This window comes from Pseudomonas sp. HMSC057H01 (assembly GCF_001836405.1).
GTDB lineage: Bacteria > Pseudomonadota > Gammaproteobacteria > Pseudomonadales > Pseudomonadaceae > Pseudomonas > Pseudomonas aeruginosa.
Genome location: NZ_KV828478.1, coordinates 42,963 through 61,217 on the forward strand (window position 1 = coordinate 42,963; position 18,255 = coordinate 61,217).

General features: G+C 67.6%; 12 protein-coding genes and 1 pseudogene. 6 read left to right on the top strand and 7 right to left on the bottom strand.

The genetic code is table 11. The annotated features are described in order from the left end of the window. Positions 1-181: 181 nt before the first annotated feature. Positions 182-2,776: a bifunctional diguanylate cyclase/phosphodiesterase gene (locus HMPREF2581_RS17510; protein WP_003139631.1), complete on the top strand. Its 2,595-nt coding sequence runs from the start codon at positions 182-184 to the stop codon at positions 2,774-2,776. Positions 2,777-2,897: 121 nt separating this feature from the next. Continuing rightward, positions 2,898-3,140, top strand: a pseudogene (locus HMPREF2581_RS33345) (nitrilase-related carbon-nitrogen hydrolase); the annotation flags it as partial. Positions 3,141-3,168: 28 nt separating this feature from the next. Here HMPREF2581_RS33345 and HMPREF2581_RS17515 read toward each other — a convergent pair. Then, positions 3,169-4,836 carry a hypothetical protein gene (locus HMPREF2581_RS17515; RefSeq protein WP_003139629.1) on the bottom strand — a complete coding sequence of 556 codons (1,668 nt, stop codon included), beginning with the start codon at positions 4,834-4,836 and terminating at the stop codon, positions 3,169-3,171. 176 nt (positions 4,837-5,012) lie between these two features. After that, positions 5,013-5,222, bottom strand: coding sequence for a hypothetical protein (locus HMPREF2581_RS17520; RefSeq protein WP_003088759.1), 210 nt, complete (start codon positions 5,220-5,222; stop codon positions 5,013-5,015). A 513-nt stretch (positions 5,223-5,735) separates the two neighbouring features. On the opposite strand from HMPREF2581_RS17520, the gene HMPREF2581_RS17525 reads away from it, so the two are divergent. Beyond that, positions 5,736-6,638 (top strand): LysR family transcriptional regulator, encoded by a 903-nt coding sequence (locus HMPREF2581_RS17525; protein WP_003139628.1) that lies wholly within the window; start codon positions 5,736-5,738, stop codon positions 6,636-6,638. A 36-nt stretch (positions 6,639-6,674) separates the two neighbouring features. Here the strand turns inward: HMPREF2581_RS17525 and HMPREF2581_RS17530 are convergent, their stop codons facing one another. The 5 genes from HMPREF2581_RS17530 to kynB form a co-directional block, all read right to left on the bottom strand. Continuing rightward, positions 6,675-8,579, bottom strand: a complete 1,905-nt coding sequence (locus HMPREF2581_RS17530; RefSeq protein ID WP_003139626.1) for a 10S-dioxygenase — start codon at positions 8,577-8,579, stop codon at positions 6,675-6,677. A gap of 39 nt (positions 8,580-8,618) precedes the next feature. Beyond that, the gene (locus HMPREF2581_RS17535; RefSeq protein ID WP_003139624.1) at positions 8,619-10,493 is read right to left on the bottom strand and encodes a (7S,10S)-hydroperoxide diol synthase; all 1,875 of its coding nucleotides are present in this window, start codon (positions 10,491-10,493) and stop codon (positions 8,619-8,621) included. Between the two features lie 285 nt (positions 10,494-10,778). Beyond that, positions 10,779-12,185 (bottom strand): amino acid permease, encoded by a 1,407-nt coding sequence (locus HMPREF2581_RS17540; protein ID WP_003088769.1) that lies wholly within the window; start codon positions 12,183-12,185, stop codon positions 10,779-10,781. Positions 12,186-12,340: 155 nt separating this feature from the next. After that, entirely contained in the window at positions 12,341-13,591 is a 1,251-nt protein-coding gene (gene kynU / locus HMPREF2581_RS17545; RefSeq protein WP_003088773.1) for a kynureninase, read from the bottom strand. Between the two features lie 3 nt (positions 13,592-13,594). After that, complete coding sequence (gene kynB, locus HMPREF2581_RS17550; RefSeq protein ID WP_003139623.1) at positions 13,595-14,236, bottom strand: kynurenine formamidase KynB; 642 nt, start codon at positions 14,234-14,236, stop codon at positions 13,595-13,597. Positions 14,237-14,368: 132 nt separating this feature from the next. Between kynB and kynR the strand changes: the two genes are divergently transcribed. The 3 genes from kynR (at position 14,369) to asnB (ending at position 18,241) form a co-directional block, all read left to right on the top strand. After that, positions 14,369-14,845: a kynurenine pathway transcriptional regulator KynR gene (kynR, locus tag HMPREF2581_RS17555; RefSeq protein ID WP_003139622.1), complete on the top strand. Its 477-nt coding sequence runs from the start codon at positions 14,369-14,371 to the stop codon at positions 14,843-14,845. Positions 14,846-15,046: 201 nt separating this feature from the next. Next, positions 15,047-16,321 carry an aromatic ring-hydroxylating oxygenase subunit alpha gene (locus HMPREF2581_RS17560; RefSeq protein ID WP_003128652.1) on the top strand — a complete coding sequence of 425 codons (1,275 nt, stop codon included), beginning with the start codon at positions 15,047-15,049 and terminating at the stop codon, positions 16,319-16,321. 87 nt (positions 16,322-16,408) lie between these two features. Next, positions 16,409-18,241 (top strand): asparagine synthase (glutamine-hydrolyzing), encoded by a 1,833-nt coding sequence (gene asnB, locus HMPREF2581_RS17565; protein ID WP_003139621.1) that lies wholly within the window; start codon positions 16,409-16,411, stop codon positions 18,239-18,241. The last annotated feature ends 14 nt before the right edge of the window (positions 18,242-18,255 follow it).

Below are 18,255 nucleotides of genomic sequence, written 5' to 3' on the forward strand. Positions count from 1 at the left end.
GGGCCGCTGAGAGCCGCCGCGCGCCGCCGAGGCCAGCGGCGGCGCGCGCCTTTCCGGGAGCGGCAGCCGCATCTCCGGCGCCGATGCGCTTGCCAAGCGGGTTTTTTGACGCCCCCTGGATGCTTAACTATAAGACAGTGACCAAGGCCCGCACCTATACGGTCACAAGGATGGCGAATCGATGCTTGCTTCAGCGATTGCCAGCGGTACCGCAGTCTCCCAGGTCTCCAAGCATCTCCTAATGTTCCTGGCCGCCCTTTTCCTCGCCCTCGGTGCATGCGGCTGGGCGATCCTGCACATCGCCAGGCAGCAGGACGACATCGCCATCGAGCAGAGCCATTTCTACGTGGAAAAGGCGCTGCAGAATCGCCGGGAAAATTCCGAGCAGTTCTCCACCACCTATTCGTTCTGGACCGACGCCTACGTCTATCTGGGAAACCGGGTCGACGTGGACTGGGCCTTTACCAAGAACAACCTCGGCTCGGTGCTCTACACCACCAACGGCTACGACGGCGTCTTCGTCATCGACGACCGTGGCACTCGCTACGCCATGCTCGAGGGCGAGCTGTCCGAGCGCTCGCTGGCCGACTCGCTGGGCGCCGATGCCGGAGACATCCTCAGCGCCGCCCGCCGCGCCGCGGTGGACGAGGCGGCGATCAGCCGCTACGTCGACTTCGACGGCGCACCGGCGATCCTGGTCGCCTCGGCGATCAAGCCCACCAGCGATCATGCGCCCATCGACCTGGACAAGGCCTCGGTGATGGTCTTCGTCGACCGGCTGACCCCGGCGAAGCTGGCCAAGCTCGGCGGCGACTACGGCATCGCCAACCTGCACCTGTTGGTCGGCGGCGCGGCGGGCGACAAGGAAAGCCTGGCCCTGGAGGACACTCCCCATCGCCTGGCCTGGGTGTCGTCGCGTCCGGGTAGCGCCATGCTGCGGGAGACCGCGTTGCCGCTGCTGGGGATCTTCGTGCTCGCCGCCGGGCTGCTGTTCTGGCTGAGCCGCAGCGCCGTGCTCAACGCCCGCGCGGTAGATCGCCAGCAGAAGGTCCTGAAACGCAGCAACCAGGCCCTGCTGGCCAGCGAGGAACGTTTCAAGTCGATAGCCGAGGCGGCCTCGGACTGGATCTGGGAAGTCGACGGGCATTTCGTCTTCACCTATCTCTCCGTGCGCTTCCGCGACGTCACCGGCTACCAGCCGGAGGCCTGGATCGGGCGGCGGCTGGACGAGTTGCTGGATAGCGATACGGTGAACATCGTCAAGTGGCTGGAAGGGCTGCCCGACGCCGAGACGCCGTCCAGCCTGGTCTGCGCTTTCCGCGACAGCCAGGGCCAGGCGCGGGTCGGCAAGCTGAGCGCCAGCGCGATCCGCAACGGCGTCGCCAGCGGCTATCGCGGCACGGCGGCCGATATCACCGACGAGGTCGAAGCCCATGCGAAGATCCAGCATCTGTCCCTGCACGATGCCCTGACCGGCCTGCCGAACCGCAACAAGCTGTTCCAGTTCCTCGAACGCCTGCTGGCGGAAAAGGCTGGCAAGTCGCCGGTAGCGGTACTGATGCTCGACCTCGACCGCTTCAAGCCGATCAACGACCAGCACGGCCATCCTGCCGGCGACGCGGTGCTCTACGCCATCGCCGAGCGGCTGCGCGCCTCGACCCGCGACCAGGACATGGTTGCCCGGCTCGGCGGCGACGAGTTCGTGGTGGTCAGTACCCACGTGTCGTCGAAGCTGGAAACCGAGAAGTTCTGTAGCCGGCTGATCGACGTGATCAACCGCGAGATCGCCTACGAAGGGCACAGCTTCCATGTCGGCGCCAGCATCGGCGTGGCCCTGGCGCCGGAGCACGGCGGCGATCCGCGCGGCCTGCTGCGTTGCGCCGACGTGGCGATGTACGAGGCCAAGGCCGCGGGGCGCAATACCTGGCGTTTCTACTTGGAAGCGATGGACTCCCATCTCGCCGAGAAGAAGCTGCGCGAGACCGAGTTGCGCGCCGCCTTGCAGAACGGCGAGTTCGAGTTGTACTACCAGCCGCGCTTCCTGGCGCAGGAACAGACGATCGCCTCGGCGGAGGCGCTGATCCGCTGGAACCATCCGCGCCGCGGGCTGATCGGCCCGGACGAGTTCATCGGCCTGGCGGAAGAAAGCGACCTGATCGTGCAGATCGGCAACTGGGTGCTGCGCGAGGCCTGCGCCACCGCCGCCTCCTGGCCGGGCGAGGTGATGGTCTCGGTGAACGTGTCGCCGGCGCAGTTCATGACCGGCGATATCGTCTGGCAGGTGCGCGAGGCGTTGCGCCTGGCCCACCTGGATGCCCGCCGGCTGGAGCTGGAGGTCACCGAGAACGTCATGCTCAACGATGTCGACGGCGCGCTGCGGACCATGACGGCCCTCAAGGAACTGGGCGTCCGCCTCAACATGGACGACTTCGGTACCGGCTATTCCTCGCTCGGCTACCTGCGCACCTATCCCTTCGACAGCATCAAGATCGACAAGCGCTTCGTCGCCAGCATGGAGAAGACCGGGCGCGACCGTTCGATCGTGCAGGCCATCATCAATCTCGGCAACGCCCTGAACCTGCGGGTCACCGCCGAGGGGGTGGAGACCGAAGGGCAGATGCATATCCTGCGCGACGAGCAATGCCACGAACTGCAAGGATTCCTGCTCAGCCGGCCGCTGGATGCGCAGGGCCTGCGCGACCTGCTGGCGCGCGAGGCGGGGCAGACCCAGGCGCCACAGGTTTCCGCCGAAGGCCATGCTGCGCGCCGGCCTTGAGCGGGCGTCAGAAGGGCGCACGCGGTGCCTCGGCGGCCCTCGGTTCAGCGAACGCCCTGCGTATGGTTCAGAAAATGCTCAACTGATTATTTGACCTGACTGATTCCCTTCCCGTCTTCGCTTGCCGACACTCCGTCCTTCCCATAGCCCTGTGCCAGGGCCAGCGCCGGTGGTCGCCACCCGCTTCGGGCGAATCGCGGTGATGGTCTGCTACGACCTGGAGTTTCCCGAATGGGTGCGCCTGCCGGCGCTGTCCGGCGCACAACTGCTCTGCGCACCGGTGAACTGGCCGGCGGCACCGCGTCCCGAGGGCGAGCGGCCGGGCGCGGCTGGGCGAATGAAAAAGGGCGCGGGCCAGTATCGGAGCCGCGCCCTTTTGCCGGAGGAGAACCTTATTCCAGTTCGGCTGTGCTCTCTTCCTGGCGTTTCAACCCGGTATGACTGATGGCGTGCAGAGCGGTATTGAACTGCACGGTCTCGTTGAAACCCTTGACGATCTGCGCCAGCTTCTCGCGGGCGCTTTCCAGCTTCTTGAAGCGCTCGCCGAGTTCCAGGCTGCGCTGCTGGACGCTGGCTTCGCGCTTTTCCAGTTCGGCCTGGCGCAGGTTCTGCTGGCTGCGCAACTCTTCGAGGCGTTCCTGTTCGATCTGCAGTACTTCGGCTCGCCGCGCGCTGCTGCGCTCGCGGGCTTCGACGCTTTCCGCGAGTTGTTGCAGGGCCGCGCTGCGCTCGGCGAGGAGACGGTTGCTCTGCTCAGTTTCCCGCTCCAGCGCCTGGCGGTCGTCCTGCAGGCGCTTGTGCCACTGGCGGAGCTGCTTTTCCTTTTCCTGCAATTGCCGCTCCTTCTCGTGCAATTGCGTCTGGAGCGACTCCAGCGACTCCTGCTGCTTGAGCGCTTCCTGCTTCTGCTGGCTCAGTTGCTGGGCCATGCCGGCGAGGTCGGCCAGGGTGCCCTGCACGTCCTGTAGCAGATGCTCGGTATCGTTGCCGATATCGAGCGCGGTATCCGTATCCACGTGGGCTTCATCCTCGGGTTGGTGAATGACGGCGGCGGCCTGGGTGGGCGCCTCTCTGACGTCGGCCTCGCCCTCGGCGCCGGCCAGGCGTGCGGGCGGCACCCGGAGGCGCAGCGACAGGCTGGGGACCCTGGCCGATACCGGTTCCGGCGCGGGTGCGGAAGCGGCGAGGGGGGAGGGGCTCGGGGGCATGGAGGATTCCTCGGCGGCGTCTGGAGACGGAAGGTTGGCGCTGCCCGTGGCGTCGGCGGCGTGCAGCGCGGGGTGGAGCAGCTGCGCCAGGTCGGCAAGCTCCTCGCGAAGATGACTGGCGTTGTCGACGAAGGCGCCGATGGCCTCGGCATCCGCTACCTTGGCGGACTGCTCCGCTTTCGTCGCGAACTCGGCTGGCGCCCCACCCTCGGGCGCTGCCGTTTCCGCCTCCGGCCGCGGCTCGGGCTCGACGCAGCCGGCCTCGGTGACGGTTTCGTCTTCCGCCGCCTCGGGCTCGTCGATGGGCTCCGCCGGCCCGTCCGAGGCCTCGTCCGCATCGTCCGCGGCGAAGACATCGGGAGCGGCGTCTTCGAAAAGGGCCTCATGGACGAGCGGCGGGACGTCCGCGCAGGGTTCCTCGCCATCCAGGGCGGGGCCGTAGCCATGGGGGGACTCGAAGGTGACGAGCTTCATCACCCACTCGCGTTCGAGCACCAGGGAGCGGTGTTCTTCCCGGCGCGAGGGGGCGATGGCCGCGTCCTGCAGGTCGATGAGGTGGTAGGCCAGGTCGCTGGTCCGGCGGTTGCCGGTGGTGGCTTCGCGGACCAGCTGGCGGAACACCTGGATGGCCGCCTCGCAGGCCTCGTCGGTGTCGAGGCGGCCCAGGCGGAAGCCGTCGTCGGTCTTGAACAGGGAGGCGATGTAGACGCGCGAGTCGTTTTCGTCGACCTGTTCGTTGAGGCTGTAGGCGATGAAGTTGCGGTCGCTGGCGGGAATGGCGAAACCACACAACAAGGCCGCATTCAGTTCCGTCTGCTCGGCAGTTTCCACACTGATGGTTCGAAGAAGCATAAGCCCTGGAGATCCCGTTGGTGCTTGGAAGGTGTAACGGGCGAGGGTACCGGGAGCTATGGGCGAGGTAACTTGGACGAGTCCTATTGCCTTGTAAGAAAAATCTTGAAGATTTTACTGCGCACCGTGCCCAGCGCACCGCGCAGGCTCGTCCGCTCGTACGGGGCCGGCGCGCTTCAGCGATCCGCCATCAGGACGACGATGGCCTCGGCGACGAAGTCGGCGTTGCGCTCCAGGGTCTGCAGGTGGTTCATGACGACATCGTAGGTTTCGCCGCCTTCATGGCGCTTCGCCCAAATCGCCAGCTCCTCCAGGGCCATGCCGAGGGCACTCTGGTTCTGGTTGAGACGGCATAGCAGGGCGACAGTCAGGTCGTGATCCAGCATGGCGGTACTCCTGATCCTGAAAAACTCAGCGTAGACCCCCTGGCGCTCCGCCGACACGGAAGCGGTTCACGAAAAGACGAAGCGGTTCAGCCGCTGCCGACGAGGTGGCCTGAGTTCGTGGCCGGTGCCCACGGCGCAGCGCTTGCGACGGTCCCTGGCAGCTTCGGACCGACCTGGCAAGGGGACCTATCCGAACGGCGAGGGTGGCCCGCGGCCGTGCCGTGCCGCATGGCCAGTTCCCCATGCCGCCTGGCTATACTGGCGGCGCGGGAACAAGACGCCGCCCATGAAGAGCGTCCCGGTCCCGAACGTCGCGCTTCCTGTCATCTCCGCTACCTATCTTTCGTTCTTCTGCCGCGAAACGGCTTTCGGAAGCAGGCTGCCGGCGGTCGTTCGTCGCGCCGTCCCGGGGTTTCCCTGCCCGTGCCGATCCGACCCGTGTTGCCAGCGAGGGGTATGTACGCAATGTCCGTGACCGATGCCAGTTTCCCGATCATCAACTGGTCGAAGGCGATGCCTTCGCTGCGCCAGCTGATGTATTTCGCCTGTGTCGCCGAGTACGGCAGCATCGGCCAGGCCGCCGAGGTGCTGCACGTTTCGCAGCCGTCGCTGTCGCGGCAGATCCAGGCGCTCGAAGTGCACATCGGCGAGGCGCTGTTCGTCCGCGGTCCGGCCGGGGTGAGCCTGACCGAGGTGGGCAGGGTGGTGCATTGCCGCGCGGTGAAGATCATCGCCGAGGCCAAGGCGCTGACCCGCGACATCGGCGACGGCGACGACCGCCAGTTGCACATCGGTTTCAGCCGCTACCTCGATCCCGGCTGGTCCGGCGAGCTGGCCCGGCAGTTGAAGGAAGCGCGGGTGTGCAGCGCCGTTTCGCCATCCTGGGCGCCATCGCTGGACCTGCTCAGCCTGGTCCGCGAGTCGTCCCTGGACGCGGCGATCATCGGCGCGCCGCCGAAGGTGGTGCGCGAATACGAGCTGATGGAGATCGGCAGCTACGAGCACGTCATCGCCCTGTCGGAAACCCTGCACCGGCGACTGGCGCCCGACTGGTCGCTGAACGACCTGATTGGCGAGCCGCTGCTGGTACCGAAGGACTCGCTGTTTCCCGCCTACAGCCAGTTCATGAACGATGCGATGGATGCCGCTGCCTTCGCGCCCCGGCGCAGCGTGCGGCCGAACGACCTGAGCATTCTCCTGGCCCAGGTCGCCAGCGGCGACGGCTTCGCCTTCCTGCCGTTGTCGCTGACCAAGTTCGCCTATCCGGGGGTGGCCTTCACCGCTCTGCCGGCGGCGGTCAACGAAGGCTTCCGCCTGCCGGTGGGGCTGGCGGTGTCGCCGACTTCGCGGCTTCGTGCCAGCGACACCCAGTTCGAATGCTTCGTCGAGACCGCGCGGCGGGTCGCCGCCGGTTGAGGGAGGCGGCCGGGAGCGCCGGCCGCGCGAGGGGCTTCAGAGGGTCTTCATGTACTCGACCAGGGCGCGGCGCTGCTGCTCGTTGAACTGCGCGTTGCCGTAGTCGTGGCCGCCATTGGCGTTGCCCGGCTTGCCGCTGTCGAAGAGGAAGCGGTTGGCGCCTCCGGCATCGGTGATGTAGCCGACGTTGACCGGGTCGAACTCGACGCTGCCGGTATAGAAGGTGCGCGGCCGCAGGTCCGGCGGCAGCAGCAGGTCGTAGAGGGTCGCCACCGAGCCGTTGTGCAGGTAGGGCGGGCTGGCCCAGATACCGTTCAGTGGGCGCGCCTTGTAGGCCATCAGGTCGCTGGTCATCGCCAGGCACTGCTCCAGGCGCCGGGCCTTGTCGCTGTCGGCCGCGACGTTTTCGGCCAGGAGCAGGGCGCCTGGCGCGTCCGCGGCGGTCGCTTCGACGCTGTCGGCGTCGGGGCTGTCCGGCACCGGACTGATCAGCGGCGGCAACTGCCCGTCGAAGATGCCCAGGGCGGCGGTCTGGAAGGCACCCAGGGCGACGCTCAGGCCGCGCGCGGCCAGGGCCTGGACCACCACTTCCTGGAGCACGTCCACCGCATAGGCCTGCTTGCCGTAGAAACCGCGCTGGCCAGTGCCGACGAAGGACAGGTAGGGCTTGCCGCGCACGTAGCCGGTCTTCAGCTGGGCGATGCTGTTGCAGGCGGTCCACGGGTCGGTACCGATCGGCGCGACCTCGCCGCGCGCCTGCAGGTGGGTGAGCACGGTCTTCACCGGGGTCCGCAGGTCGTTGCGGTCCAGCGGCGTGTGGCAGCTGGAGCAATGTTGCCGGTACAGCTCGCGGCCCTCGGCGACCCTGGTCGGCTCCGGGGCGCCGAACAGCTGGTTCGGCCAGGCCGGCGGCTTCAGTTGGCCGAGCTGGTCTTCGATGCGGATCAGGTTGTCGACGTTGATGCTCGACGGGTAGCCGATGTGCAGCGCCGACTGGATCGGGCTGAGCACCTTGACGTCGGCGAATACCCCGACCGCCTCGCCGGCGTTGCGCGCCAGGGCGCCGACGTCGAACTTGCGGTTGTCGATGTCGACCACGTTGATGTGGTTCGGGTTGAAGCCGGTCCACTGCACGCGGTCCAGCTGCGGTACGTTCCACAGGAACGGATAGCTCACGGGGGCGTCCTCGGCGCCGTAGATCTGCTCGTCGGCGTGCAGTTCGTAGCCCACCGAGTTGAAGATCGAACCGATGGCGTCCAGGCGGCCCGGGCCGAACTCGGGATCGTGCGGCAGGTTGAAGTGCGAGCCGTCGCGCAGGCGCACGATGGTGGCGTCCAGGGCTGCCTGCAGGCGTGCCTTGTTGGCGTCGTTGTAGCCGCTGACCAGGCCATCGGCGCCGAGCACCTTGCGGGCGAAGCGCTCGAACTTGGCGGTGTCGGCGCGGGTGCTCTGCAGGGCGCCGAGGATCTCCAGCTGGAAGCCGGCGAGGTCGCCCATGGTCTGCCCGCCGTAGACGGTCAACTGGGTGCCCTGGTAGCTGATGTGCGAGGTGTGGCACATGCTGCAGGTCGGTCCGACCCAGGGTTCCTTGGAGCCCTGCAGGGCTTTCCAGCGCAGCTTGGTGAAGGTCAGGTCGCTGTCGTCGCTGCGGTCGACCGCGTAGCCCTGCACCACCTTCACGCTGGAACCGCCGAGGGTGTGCGGGACATAGCCGTACTGGCGGATCAGCGCATCGGACATCAGCGGTTCTTCGCTGGCGCGCTGCTCCAGCGCCACCAGCCAGGCCAGCGGCAGCATCCGCGAGCCCTGGCCGGCTTCCAGCCAGGCGGTCTTCTGGGTCTGGTTCCAGCCCTGGTCGAGGTCGACGCCGCTGTCGTCGGCGAATGCCGGGGCACCGGCGAGAACGGAAAGGATGGCAAGGCTGAGTCGCGATAGGGTCATCGGGCGGTTCTCTCTATTGGGCATGTGGGCGGGGCCGGCTCACAGGGTCTTGAGGTATTCGAGCAGCGCCAGGCGCTGGCTTTCGTCGTACTCGCGGGCGAAGTCGTGGCCGGCGTTGGAGTTGCCTTCCAGGTGGGTGTCGAAGAGGAAGGCGTTGTCCGGGCCGGGCGCGGTGAGGTAGCCGACCCGGCTCGGATCGAACTCGTGGCTGCCGGTGTAGAAGGTGGTCGGCCGTTGCTCCTGGGGCAGCAGCAGGTCGTACAGCGACGGCACCGAACCGTTGTGCAGGTAGGGCGCGGTGGCCCAGATGCCGTTCAGCGGGCGAGCGATGTAGCCGAGGAACGGATGCTCGGTGTTCAGGCAGTAGTCCTTGCGCGCACTCTTGTCGGCGGGGACTTCGCCGGCGGCGAGGCTCGGCGCCTGGCTGCCGGCAGGGCCGCCGCCGGCCAGCAGCAGTTGCCCGGCGGGAAGCGCTTGCAGGCTGTCGGAGCCGGGCAGGGTCTGCTGCCCGGTGACGATGGCGTGGATGATCTCGGCGATGCCGTCGGCCAGCTGGCCTTTCTTGCCGAGCATGATCTGGAACACCTCGGGGACCTGCATGTCGGCGATCTTCGAGGTTCGCCCGACGATGCCGACGCCGCTGGGGGTGCCGAGGGACGGCCGGAACAAGCCGAAGTAGTTGCCGCTGGGGCTGCTGAAGGTGAAGGTGTTGCAGGCCATCCACGGATCGGTGCCGATCGGCGCGTCGTCGCCATGGGCCCTCAGGCGCACCTGGCGGACCTTGATCGGGGTTTGCAGGTCGTCGCGGCCGATGCTCGCATGGCAGGCCGCGCAGTTCTCCTCGTAGAGGCGCTTGCCCTGGGCCAGCCTGGCGCTGTCCGGGGCGCCGAACAGCTGGCTCGGCCAGGCCGGCGCCTTGAGCTTGTGGATCAGGCCCTCGACACGGGTCAGGTTGTCCACGCGGATGCTCGAGATGTAGCCCTCCAGGCCGGACAGCGGATGGCTGACCACGTCGCCGTAGTCGCCCTGGACCACGCCGATGTCGCCGGCCAGGTAGCCGAGGTCGAAGACCTGGCCGTTGAGGTCGAGGACCTTGACGTTGGGCACGAATCCGCTGGATTGCAGCTTGTCCATCTGCAACGTGTGCCACAGTGCCGGGAAGCTGGTCGGCGCGTCGGTCGGGTTCGCTTGCAGGTGACGGGCGCCAGAGTTGATCGCCGCGCGGTTGAGTGACTGGCCAGTGGCGTCGAGGCGCCCCGGGCCGGGTTGCAGGTCGGTGGCGGACATGCTCAGCAGGGTGTCGATCAGCGCCGCGCGTTTGACCAGGGCGGCCTTCAGCAGCTCGCGGTTGGCCGGGCTGTCCTCGCTGCCGAGGACGTTGCCGGCGAAGCGCGCGAACTTGTCGCCGTCGTCGCTGGTGCGGCGCAGCGCGGCGAGCACTTCGTCGAAGATCGCCTGGACGTTGGCCAGGGTGGCGCCGGCGTCGACGGTCAGTTCGCTGCCGCGGTAACTGATGTCGGTGGAGTGGCAGCCGGCGCAATTCAGCCCGACCCAGGGTTCGCTGGACGACTGGCGGGCTTTCCAGCGCAGGCGGGTGTCGGAGAACTGGCTGTCGTCCTGCTGGTCGAGGGCGAAGCCGCGCGGCAGGCGCAGTTCGCCGCCTTGCCAGTTGCGCAGGGGAAAGCCGAGGCGCCGGGCGTTGTCTTCGGAGAACAGGCGTTCCTCGCTGTCCGGACGTTCCAGCGCCTGGGCCCAGGCCAGCGGCAGCAGCCGCGAACCGAGCGAGGCGTCGTACCAGGAGGCGCGTTGCTCGGCGTTCCAGCCTTGCTCGAGCTGGATTTCGGTGGCGACGGCAGGGCTGCCGGCGCTGGCCAGCGCGGCGGCCAGCAGGACCCGCGAAAAGGTCGGATGCATCGTGTTCCCCTCATGGCTGACGACGTCTGCGTCCCCACAGGGCAGAGCGATGCAGTGCGCTCGATGGCTGGGCGTGCCGCCACTTCGTCCCTGACGGGAGCGCGCCGGCCGCGGCGCGCCGCGGGCCGGAACGTCCGGTTGGGCACTACGCTACGGAGTCGCGGCGGCCGGCGGGTAATGCTTTTTGTGCGACGGAAAAGGTATGGGGAACGGAACCGCCCGGTCCGGAAAGGGCGCGCCGGTCGTGCTTCGCCCTGCGCGCCAGGTTCGCAGGGCGGAGAGCGCCTAGGGCGTTGCCCGTTCTATCGGACAATCCCTGCCGGGCTTGCGGACGAAGACCAGGTAGAGTGCGCTGAGCAGCGCGAGGAACGGCACGCCGAAGACCAGGGTCATGCGGAACGCCTCGGTGAAGAAGGTGGTGACCAGGATCGCCGCCATCAGCGCCAGGCCGAGCAATGTCGACCAGGGCGCCAGGCGCATGCGGAAGGCCAGCGGCGCGCCGCCGTGGCGGGCGCGGTGGCGGCGGAAGCAGAGGTGGGTGAAGAAGATCATCAGCCAGGTGAAGAGGGCGCCGAACATCGACACCGCCATCATCAGGGTGAAGGACTGCTCGGGGTAGACCAGGTTGAGCAGGGTCGCCAGGGCGATACCGACGCTCGACAGCAGCAGCGCGTTCAGCGGCACGCCCTGGCGGCTCAGTTCGCCGAGGCCCTTCGGCGCGTGCCCCGCGCGCGACAGGCTGAACATCATCCGGGTGGTGATGTAGAGCTGGCTGTTCATCGCCGACAGCGCGGCCACCAGGACCACGAAGTTCATCACGCCGGTCGCGCCGGGCAGGCCGATCGCCTGCATCACCGTGACGAACGGGCTCTGGCTCTGCCCGGCCTGGTCCCAGGGGACGATGGCGAGCATCAGCGCCAGGGTCAGCAGGTAGAACACCACCAGGCGCACGATGGTCGAGCGGAACGCCGACTTCACCGCCTGTTCCGGATGCTCGGCCTCGGCGGCGGCGACCGCGATCATCTCCACGCTGAGATAGCTGAAGATCGACACCACCACGGCGATCCACATGCCTTTCAGGCCGTGCGGGAAGAAGCCGCCGTGGGCGCTGTAGTTGTGCACGCCGTAGGCCGGGTTGGCGGAGCCGAACACCAGGTAGGCGCCGAGCAGGATGAAGGCGACGATGGCGGCGATCTTCAGTGTCGAGAAGCAGTATTCGAAGTTGCCGAAGGCTTTCACGCTGCTGGCGTTCAGGCCGATCAGCAGGGTCGAGAAGGAGATGATCCAGACCCATTCCGGGATACCGGCGAACCAGTACTTCATGTACATGGCCACCGCCGTGACCTCGGTGCCCACCGCCAGGACGATGGCCGCCCAATAGGCGTAGCGCACCAGGAACCCGGCCAGCGGGCCGACGTAGTGCTCGGCGAAGGCGCCGAACGAGCCGGGGGTGGCGTGGGCCACGGTCATTTCCGCCAGGCAGCCCATCAGCAGCAGGGTGATCAGCGCGCCGATGGCATAGCTGAGCAGGACGCTGGGGCCGGCGAAACCGATGGCGAAGGCGCTGCCCATGAACAGGCCGGTGCCGATGGCGCCGCCGATGGCGATCATGCTCATCTGCGCGGCCGAGAGCCGCCGTTGCAGGCCCTGTTCGCGGCGCGAGATGGCCTCGAAGCCCTGGGGGTCGTTCATCTGGATGTCCTCTGGAATCTTATTGGGGTTCTTATGAATTGCCGAGGGAACGTCGGTGGCGATGTGCGGGTGCCGGTCGCGGGCTCCTGTGCGCGAGAGCGGTGGGTGTTCGCGGGCCGCCCCGGGAATACCGGCGCGGCCCGCGCGAGCGGGGCTCAGGTCACCTTGTGCCGGACCTGGTAGCGCGGCTCTTTCCAGGCTTCGCTCTGGAGGATTTCCAGCAACGCCTGCACCGCATCCCAGACCTCGACGAAGCGGGTGTACAGCGGGGTGAAGCCGAAGCGCAGGATGCCCGGCTCGCGGTAGTCGCCGATTACCCCGCGGTCGATCAGGGCCTGGACGATGGCGTAGCCCTGGGCATGCTCGAAGCTGACATGGCTGCCGCGCCGGGCATGCTCGCGCGGGGTCACCAGGGTCAGGCCGAAGCGTTCGCAACGGCTTTCCACCAATTCGATGAACAGGTCGGCGAGGGCCAGCGACTTGTCGCGCAGGCGCTGCATGTCGGTCCGGGCGAAGATATCCAGGCCGCATTCGACCAGGGCCAGCGAGGTGATCGGCTGGGTGCCGCAGAGGAACCGGGTGATGCCTTCGCCGGGCTGGTAGCGCGGCTCCATGGCGAACTGGCGGGAATGACCGAACCAGCCGGACAGCGGTTGCCAGACACGCTCGCGCAGGCGTGGCGCGACCCACACGTAGGCCGGCGAGCCGGGGCCGCCGTTGAGGTACTTGTAGGTGCAGCCGATGGCGTAGTCGGCCTCGGCCGCGTGCAGGTCCAGCGGCAGCGCGCCGGCCGAGTGGGCCAGGTCCCAGATCGCCAGGGCGCCGTTTTCGTGGACCAGGCGGGTGACCTCGCGCATGTCGTGCAGGTAGCCGGTCTTGTAGTTGACATGGCTGAGCATCACCACCGCGGTATCCGCGTCGATCGCCGCCGGCAGTTGCTCCGGGCCATCCACCAGGCGCAGCCGGTAGCCGCGCTGGAGCATGTCGGTAAGGCCCTCGGCGATGTACAGATCAGTGGGGAAGTTGCTCGATTCGGAAACGATCACCTTGCGCCCTGGCGCTTCTTCCTCCTGGATCCGCAGGGCGGCGCTGAGCACCTTGAACAGGTTGATCGAGGTGGTGTCGGTGATCACCACTTCGCCGGCGCGCGCGCCGATCAGGGGCGCCAGCTTGTCGCCGAGGCGCTCCGGCAGGCCGCGCCAGTCGGCGCTGTTCCAGCTGCGGATGAGGCCCTCGCCCCATTCCGCGGCGACCACTTCGGCGGCGCGCTCCACGGCGGCCCGGGGGCGGGCGCCGAGGGAGTTGCCGTCGAGGTAGATCACGCCGTCGGGCAGGGCGAACAGTTGGCGCAGGTCGGCCAGGGGATCGCCGGCGTCGAGCGCCAGGCAGTCGTCACGAGTGGTCATCGGTTACTCCGCGGTAGGCAGGGCGCGCAGCACGGCACGCACTGGGCTGGCATCGAGGTGGGTGAATTTCAGCGGCAGGGCGAGTAGTTCGTAGTCGCCGGCGGGCACGTCGTCGAGGACCACGCCTTCGAGGATCGCCATGCCGTGGCGGCCCACCGCGTGGTGGGCGTCGAGGGTCTTGGAGTGCTGGGGGTCGAGCGACGGGGTGTCGATGCCGACCAGCCTGACGCCGCGCTCGGCGAGGCACTCGATGGTGGCCGGAGCGATAGCGCAGAAGCCTTCCGGCCAGTTCGCCGGGACCCGTTCGAAGGTCCGTAGCAGCACCCGCGAGGGCAGGTCGTCGAGCTGGCCGGCGAGGTGTTCGGGGGTCACCAGCGGGTTAGCGCCGATACAGTGGATCACCCGGCACGGTCCCATGTAGATGTCCAGCGGCACCTGGCCGATGGGCAGGCCGTCGGCGCGGTAGTGCAGGGGACCGTCGACGTGGGCGCCGGTATGCGGCGAAAGGGTGATCCGGCCGACGTTGACCGGGCACTGCTCGTCCAGCCGCGCCGCCCATTCCTGCTGGAACGGCGTGTCGCCGGGCCAGGTCGGCGTGCTCGGGTCGAGGGCGGGACTGATGTCCCAGTAGCGGAGCGAAGTCATTGTTTTTCTCCGGAAATCCAGCGAATGATAATGGACGAGATTTCGGAGAATTTTCGTGCGAAATGCAAGGCTGCATGGCAATCTGTTCGCACAAAATTCGAAGATAGCTATTCATTCTGATAGGAATTGCACATGCCCCTGGACGCCATCGATCTGCGCATTCTCCGTCACCTGCAGCAGGACGGGCGGATGAGCAACCAGGACCTGGCGGAGAGGGTTTCCCTCTCGCCATCCGCCTGCCTGCGCCGGCTGCGCCTGCTGGAAAGCGAGGGGATCATCCGCGGCTACTCGGTGGAGCTGGATGCCGAGCGTCTGGGCGTGGAGCTGGAAGCCATCGTCCATGTGTCGCTGCGCCAGGACGTCGAGGGTTGGCACGAGGCGTTCATCGCCAGGGTCCGGGACTGGCCGGAGGTGGTCACCGCCTATGTGGTGACCGGCGCCACCAACTATGTGCTACGGGTCCGGGCGCGCAACCTCAAGCACTATTCGGACTTCATCGTGAACAAACTGAACCGCGCCGCCGGCGTCACCGATATCCGCTCGGAAATCGTCCTGCAGGAGATCAAGGCCGGTGCCGACCTGCTCGACCTGGTGAACCTGAAGAGTTGAACGGGGCGACCCCTCATAAAAGCATGAGTGCAATGAGAGGGACGAATTTTCAGTCGTCGAGGGAAATAATTATTTTGTCTTTTTTCATGGGGTTACGAGTTATTAGCTAATGAATAAATAGTCTGCCGGAATTGATTTTCCCCGTGCTAGGTTTCCTCCGTCCCCGTTGCCGGGTTGTCAACGTTACACGGAGGTTAGGCGGTGAGTGAATATATCGAGACCGACGACGCAAGTTACTTCCGGGTCAGGCGCCAGGCCTATGTTTCCGCGGAACTGCACCGGCGCGAACTGCACGAGATATTCGACGACAGCTGGCTGTATGCCGCCCACCTCAGCGAGCTGCGCGAGCCCGGCGACTTCATCACCCGCGACGTCGGCGGGCGCAACCTGATCATCCAGCGTCGCGCCGATGGCGAGCCGGCGGTCTACCTGAACGCCTGCGCGCACCGTGGGGCCAAGGTCTGCGCCGAGCGCCAGGGCAACAGCCAGCGTTTCACCTGTCCCTACCATGGCTGGACCTACGACAGCCACGGCAGCCTGATCGGCCTGCCGGACAAGGCCGCCTACCAGCACGCCGGGCAATGCCATCCGGAGCTGTCCCTGACACGGGTGAAACACGCGGTCTACCGCAACTTCCTGTTCATCCACTACGGCGCCCGGCAAGCGTCCCTGGAAACCTACCTGGGCCAGGCGAAGGACTACATCGACCTGATCTGCGACCAGTCCGAGGCGGAACTGGAGATCATTCCCGGCGGCTTCGAGCATTCGATCAAGGCCAACTGGAAGCTGCTCGCGGAAAACGGCGTGGACGCCTACCACCTGCCGTTCGCCCACAAGCGCTACCTGGAATACCTGAATAGCCTCGGCACCGATCCGGAGTCGCACAAGCGCCATGGCCGCGGCGAAGCGCTGGGCAACGGCCACGCACTGATCATCAGCGGCCCGCCGTCCACCGGACGGCCGATCGCCTACTGGAGCCCGCTGTTCCCGGAAGCGCTCAAGCCGTCCATCGCCGCCAAGTTCGAACGCCTGGTGGAACGCTTCGGGCAGGCGCGGGCGGAGGACATCGCCCACACCAACAAAAGCCTGTTCATCTTTCCCAACCTGGTGATCAACGACATCCTCGGCCTGAACATCCGCTCGTTCTTCCCGACCGCCGCCGATGAGGTCAGCGTCACCGTATGGGGCGCCGGCTTCGCCGATGAGACCCGCGAGGAGCGGGCGGCGCGGATCAATGGGTTGATCTCGTTCATCGGCCCGGGCGGTTTCGGCACCCCCGACGACGTCGAGATCCTCGAATCCTGTCAGCGCGCCTACGCCCACGCCGCCCTCGGCTACAGCGATTTTTCCCGCGGCATGGGGCCGGCAACCCGCCGCCACGTCGACGAGGAACAGAACCGCGGCTTCTGGCGCGAGTGGAGCCGCCGGCTCGGGCAGCAGCCCGCCGCCCTGCGGCGTCTCGCCGTGGCCGTCTGAGCCGTCTTCAACCATCTCTCCCTGCAGATCCCTGCGCGCCGCCCTGGCTACGCGGGGAATAAAGGGTCACTGCAAGGAACGTCATCCATGTGTGGAATCACCGGCTGGACCGACTGGAGCCGCGACCTCGGCGAGCAGCGCAGCATCCTCGAACGCATGACCCGTACCCTGGCCCCGCGCGGGCCGGACGCCGAAGGCCTGTGGCTGTCGCGGCACGCGCTGCTCGGCCATCGGCGCCTGGCGATCATCGACCTGGAGAACGGCGCCCAACCGATGCTTGCCGAGGCGGGCGGGCGGGTGGCGCTGACCTACAGCGGCGAGGTCTACAACTTCCGCGAGCTGCGCGCCGAGCTGGAGACGCTGGGCCAGGTCTTCCGTACCCGCTCGGACACCGAGGTGGTGCTGCGCGCCTATCTGCAATGGGGCGAGGCTTCCTTCGCCCGGCTCCGCGGCATCTACGGCTTCGCCCTGTGGGACGAGCGCGAGCAGAGCCTGTGGCTGGTGCGCGATCGCTTCGGGGTCAAGCCGCTGTACTACTACCCGACCGCCGGAGGCGTGCTGTTCGCCTCGGAACCCAAGGCGATCTTCGCCAACCCCGAGGCCAACCCGGTGCTCGACGCCAGCGGCATCGCCGAGCTGTTCGCCCTGACCACCGCGCCGACTCCCGGCCACGGCCTGTACAAGGGCCTGCGCCAGGTCCGGCCGGGCCAGGCGCTGCGCTTCGACCGCAATGGTGTGCGCGAGCTGGTCTACTGGGCGCTGCGCGCGGAACGTCACGAAGAGGGCGCCGAGGACAGCGCCGAACGCGCCGGCCAGTTGCTCCGCGAGGCAGTGGCCGAGCAGCTGGTGGCCGACGTCCCGCTGGGCAGCCTGCTTTCCGGCGGGCTCGACTCCAGCGCCATCAGCGCCTTCGCGGTGGCCGCGCTGGATGGCGACGCGCGGCGCCTGCCGACCTTCTCCGTGGACTTCCCCGGCGAAGGCCGCGGCTTCGTCCCGACGCCCTGGCAAAGCAGCTGGGACGAACCCTATGCGCAGCTGGCGGCGAACTTCCTCGGTACGCCGCACCGTACCGTGCTGGTCGCCCCGGAAGAGGTGCTGGAACAGGACGAGGCGGTGCTCCAGGCCCGCGACCTGCCCGGCTGGGGCGAGCTGGACGCCTCGCTCTACCTGCTGTTCCGCCAGGTCCGCGAGCACACCACGGTGGCGCTGTCGGGCGAGTCGGCCGACGAGGTGTTCGGCGGCTACCCGTTCTTCCACGACCCGAGCGCCCTCGCACACGACGGCTTCCCCTGGCTGGCCGGCAAGAGCGGGCCCTGGCAACTGCTGCGGCGGGAGGTCGCCGAACGGGTGGCGGCGCCGGAATACATCCGGGCGCGCTACCGCGAGGCCCTCGCCGAAGTGCCGCGACTGGATGGCGAGGATGCCGCCCAGCGGCGCCAGCGCGAGGTCGCCTACCTGGCGCTGAGCCGCTGGTTGCCGGCGATGCTCGAACGCAAGGACCGGATGAGCATGGCGGTCGGCCTGGAAGTGCGCGTGCCGTTCTGCGACCACCGCCTGGTGGAGTACGTATGGAACCTGCCCTGGGCGCTGAAGAGCGTCGCCGGGGAAAGCAAGAGCCTGCTGCGCCGGGCCCTGCGCGGGCACCTGCCGCAGGCGATCCTGGAGCGGCGCAAGAGCGGTTTCCCGGCCAACCCCGACCCACGTTACCTGGCGCTGCTGCGCGAGCGGGTCGGCCGCCTGCTCGCCGACGGCCGCTCGCCGCTGTTCGAACTGGTGGACGCCGGGCGGGTCCGCCAGGCTCTCGAACAGGGCACGCCGCTGCCCAGCCCGCGTGCCTCGGCGAGCCCGACCGCCGGCCTGGCCTACCTGCTGAACCTGGACCGCTGGCTGACCCGCCATGGGGTCGACATCAGCCTCTGAGCGGCACTTTCTTC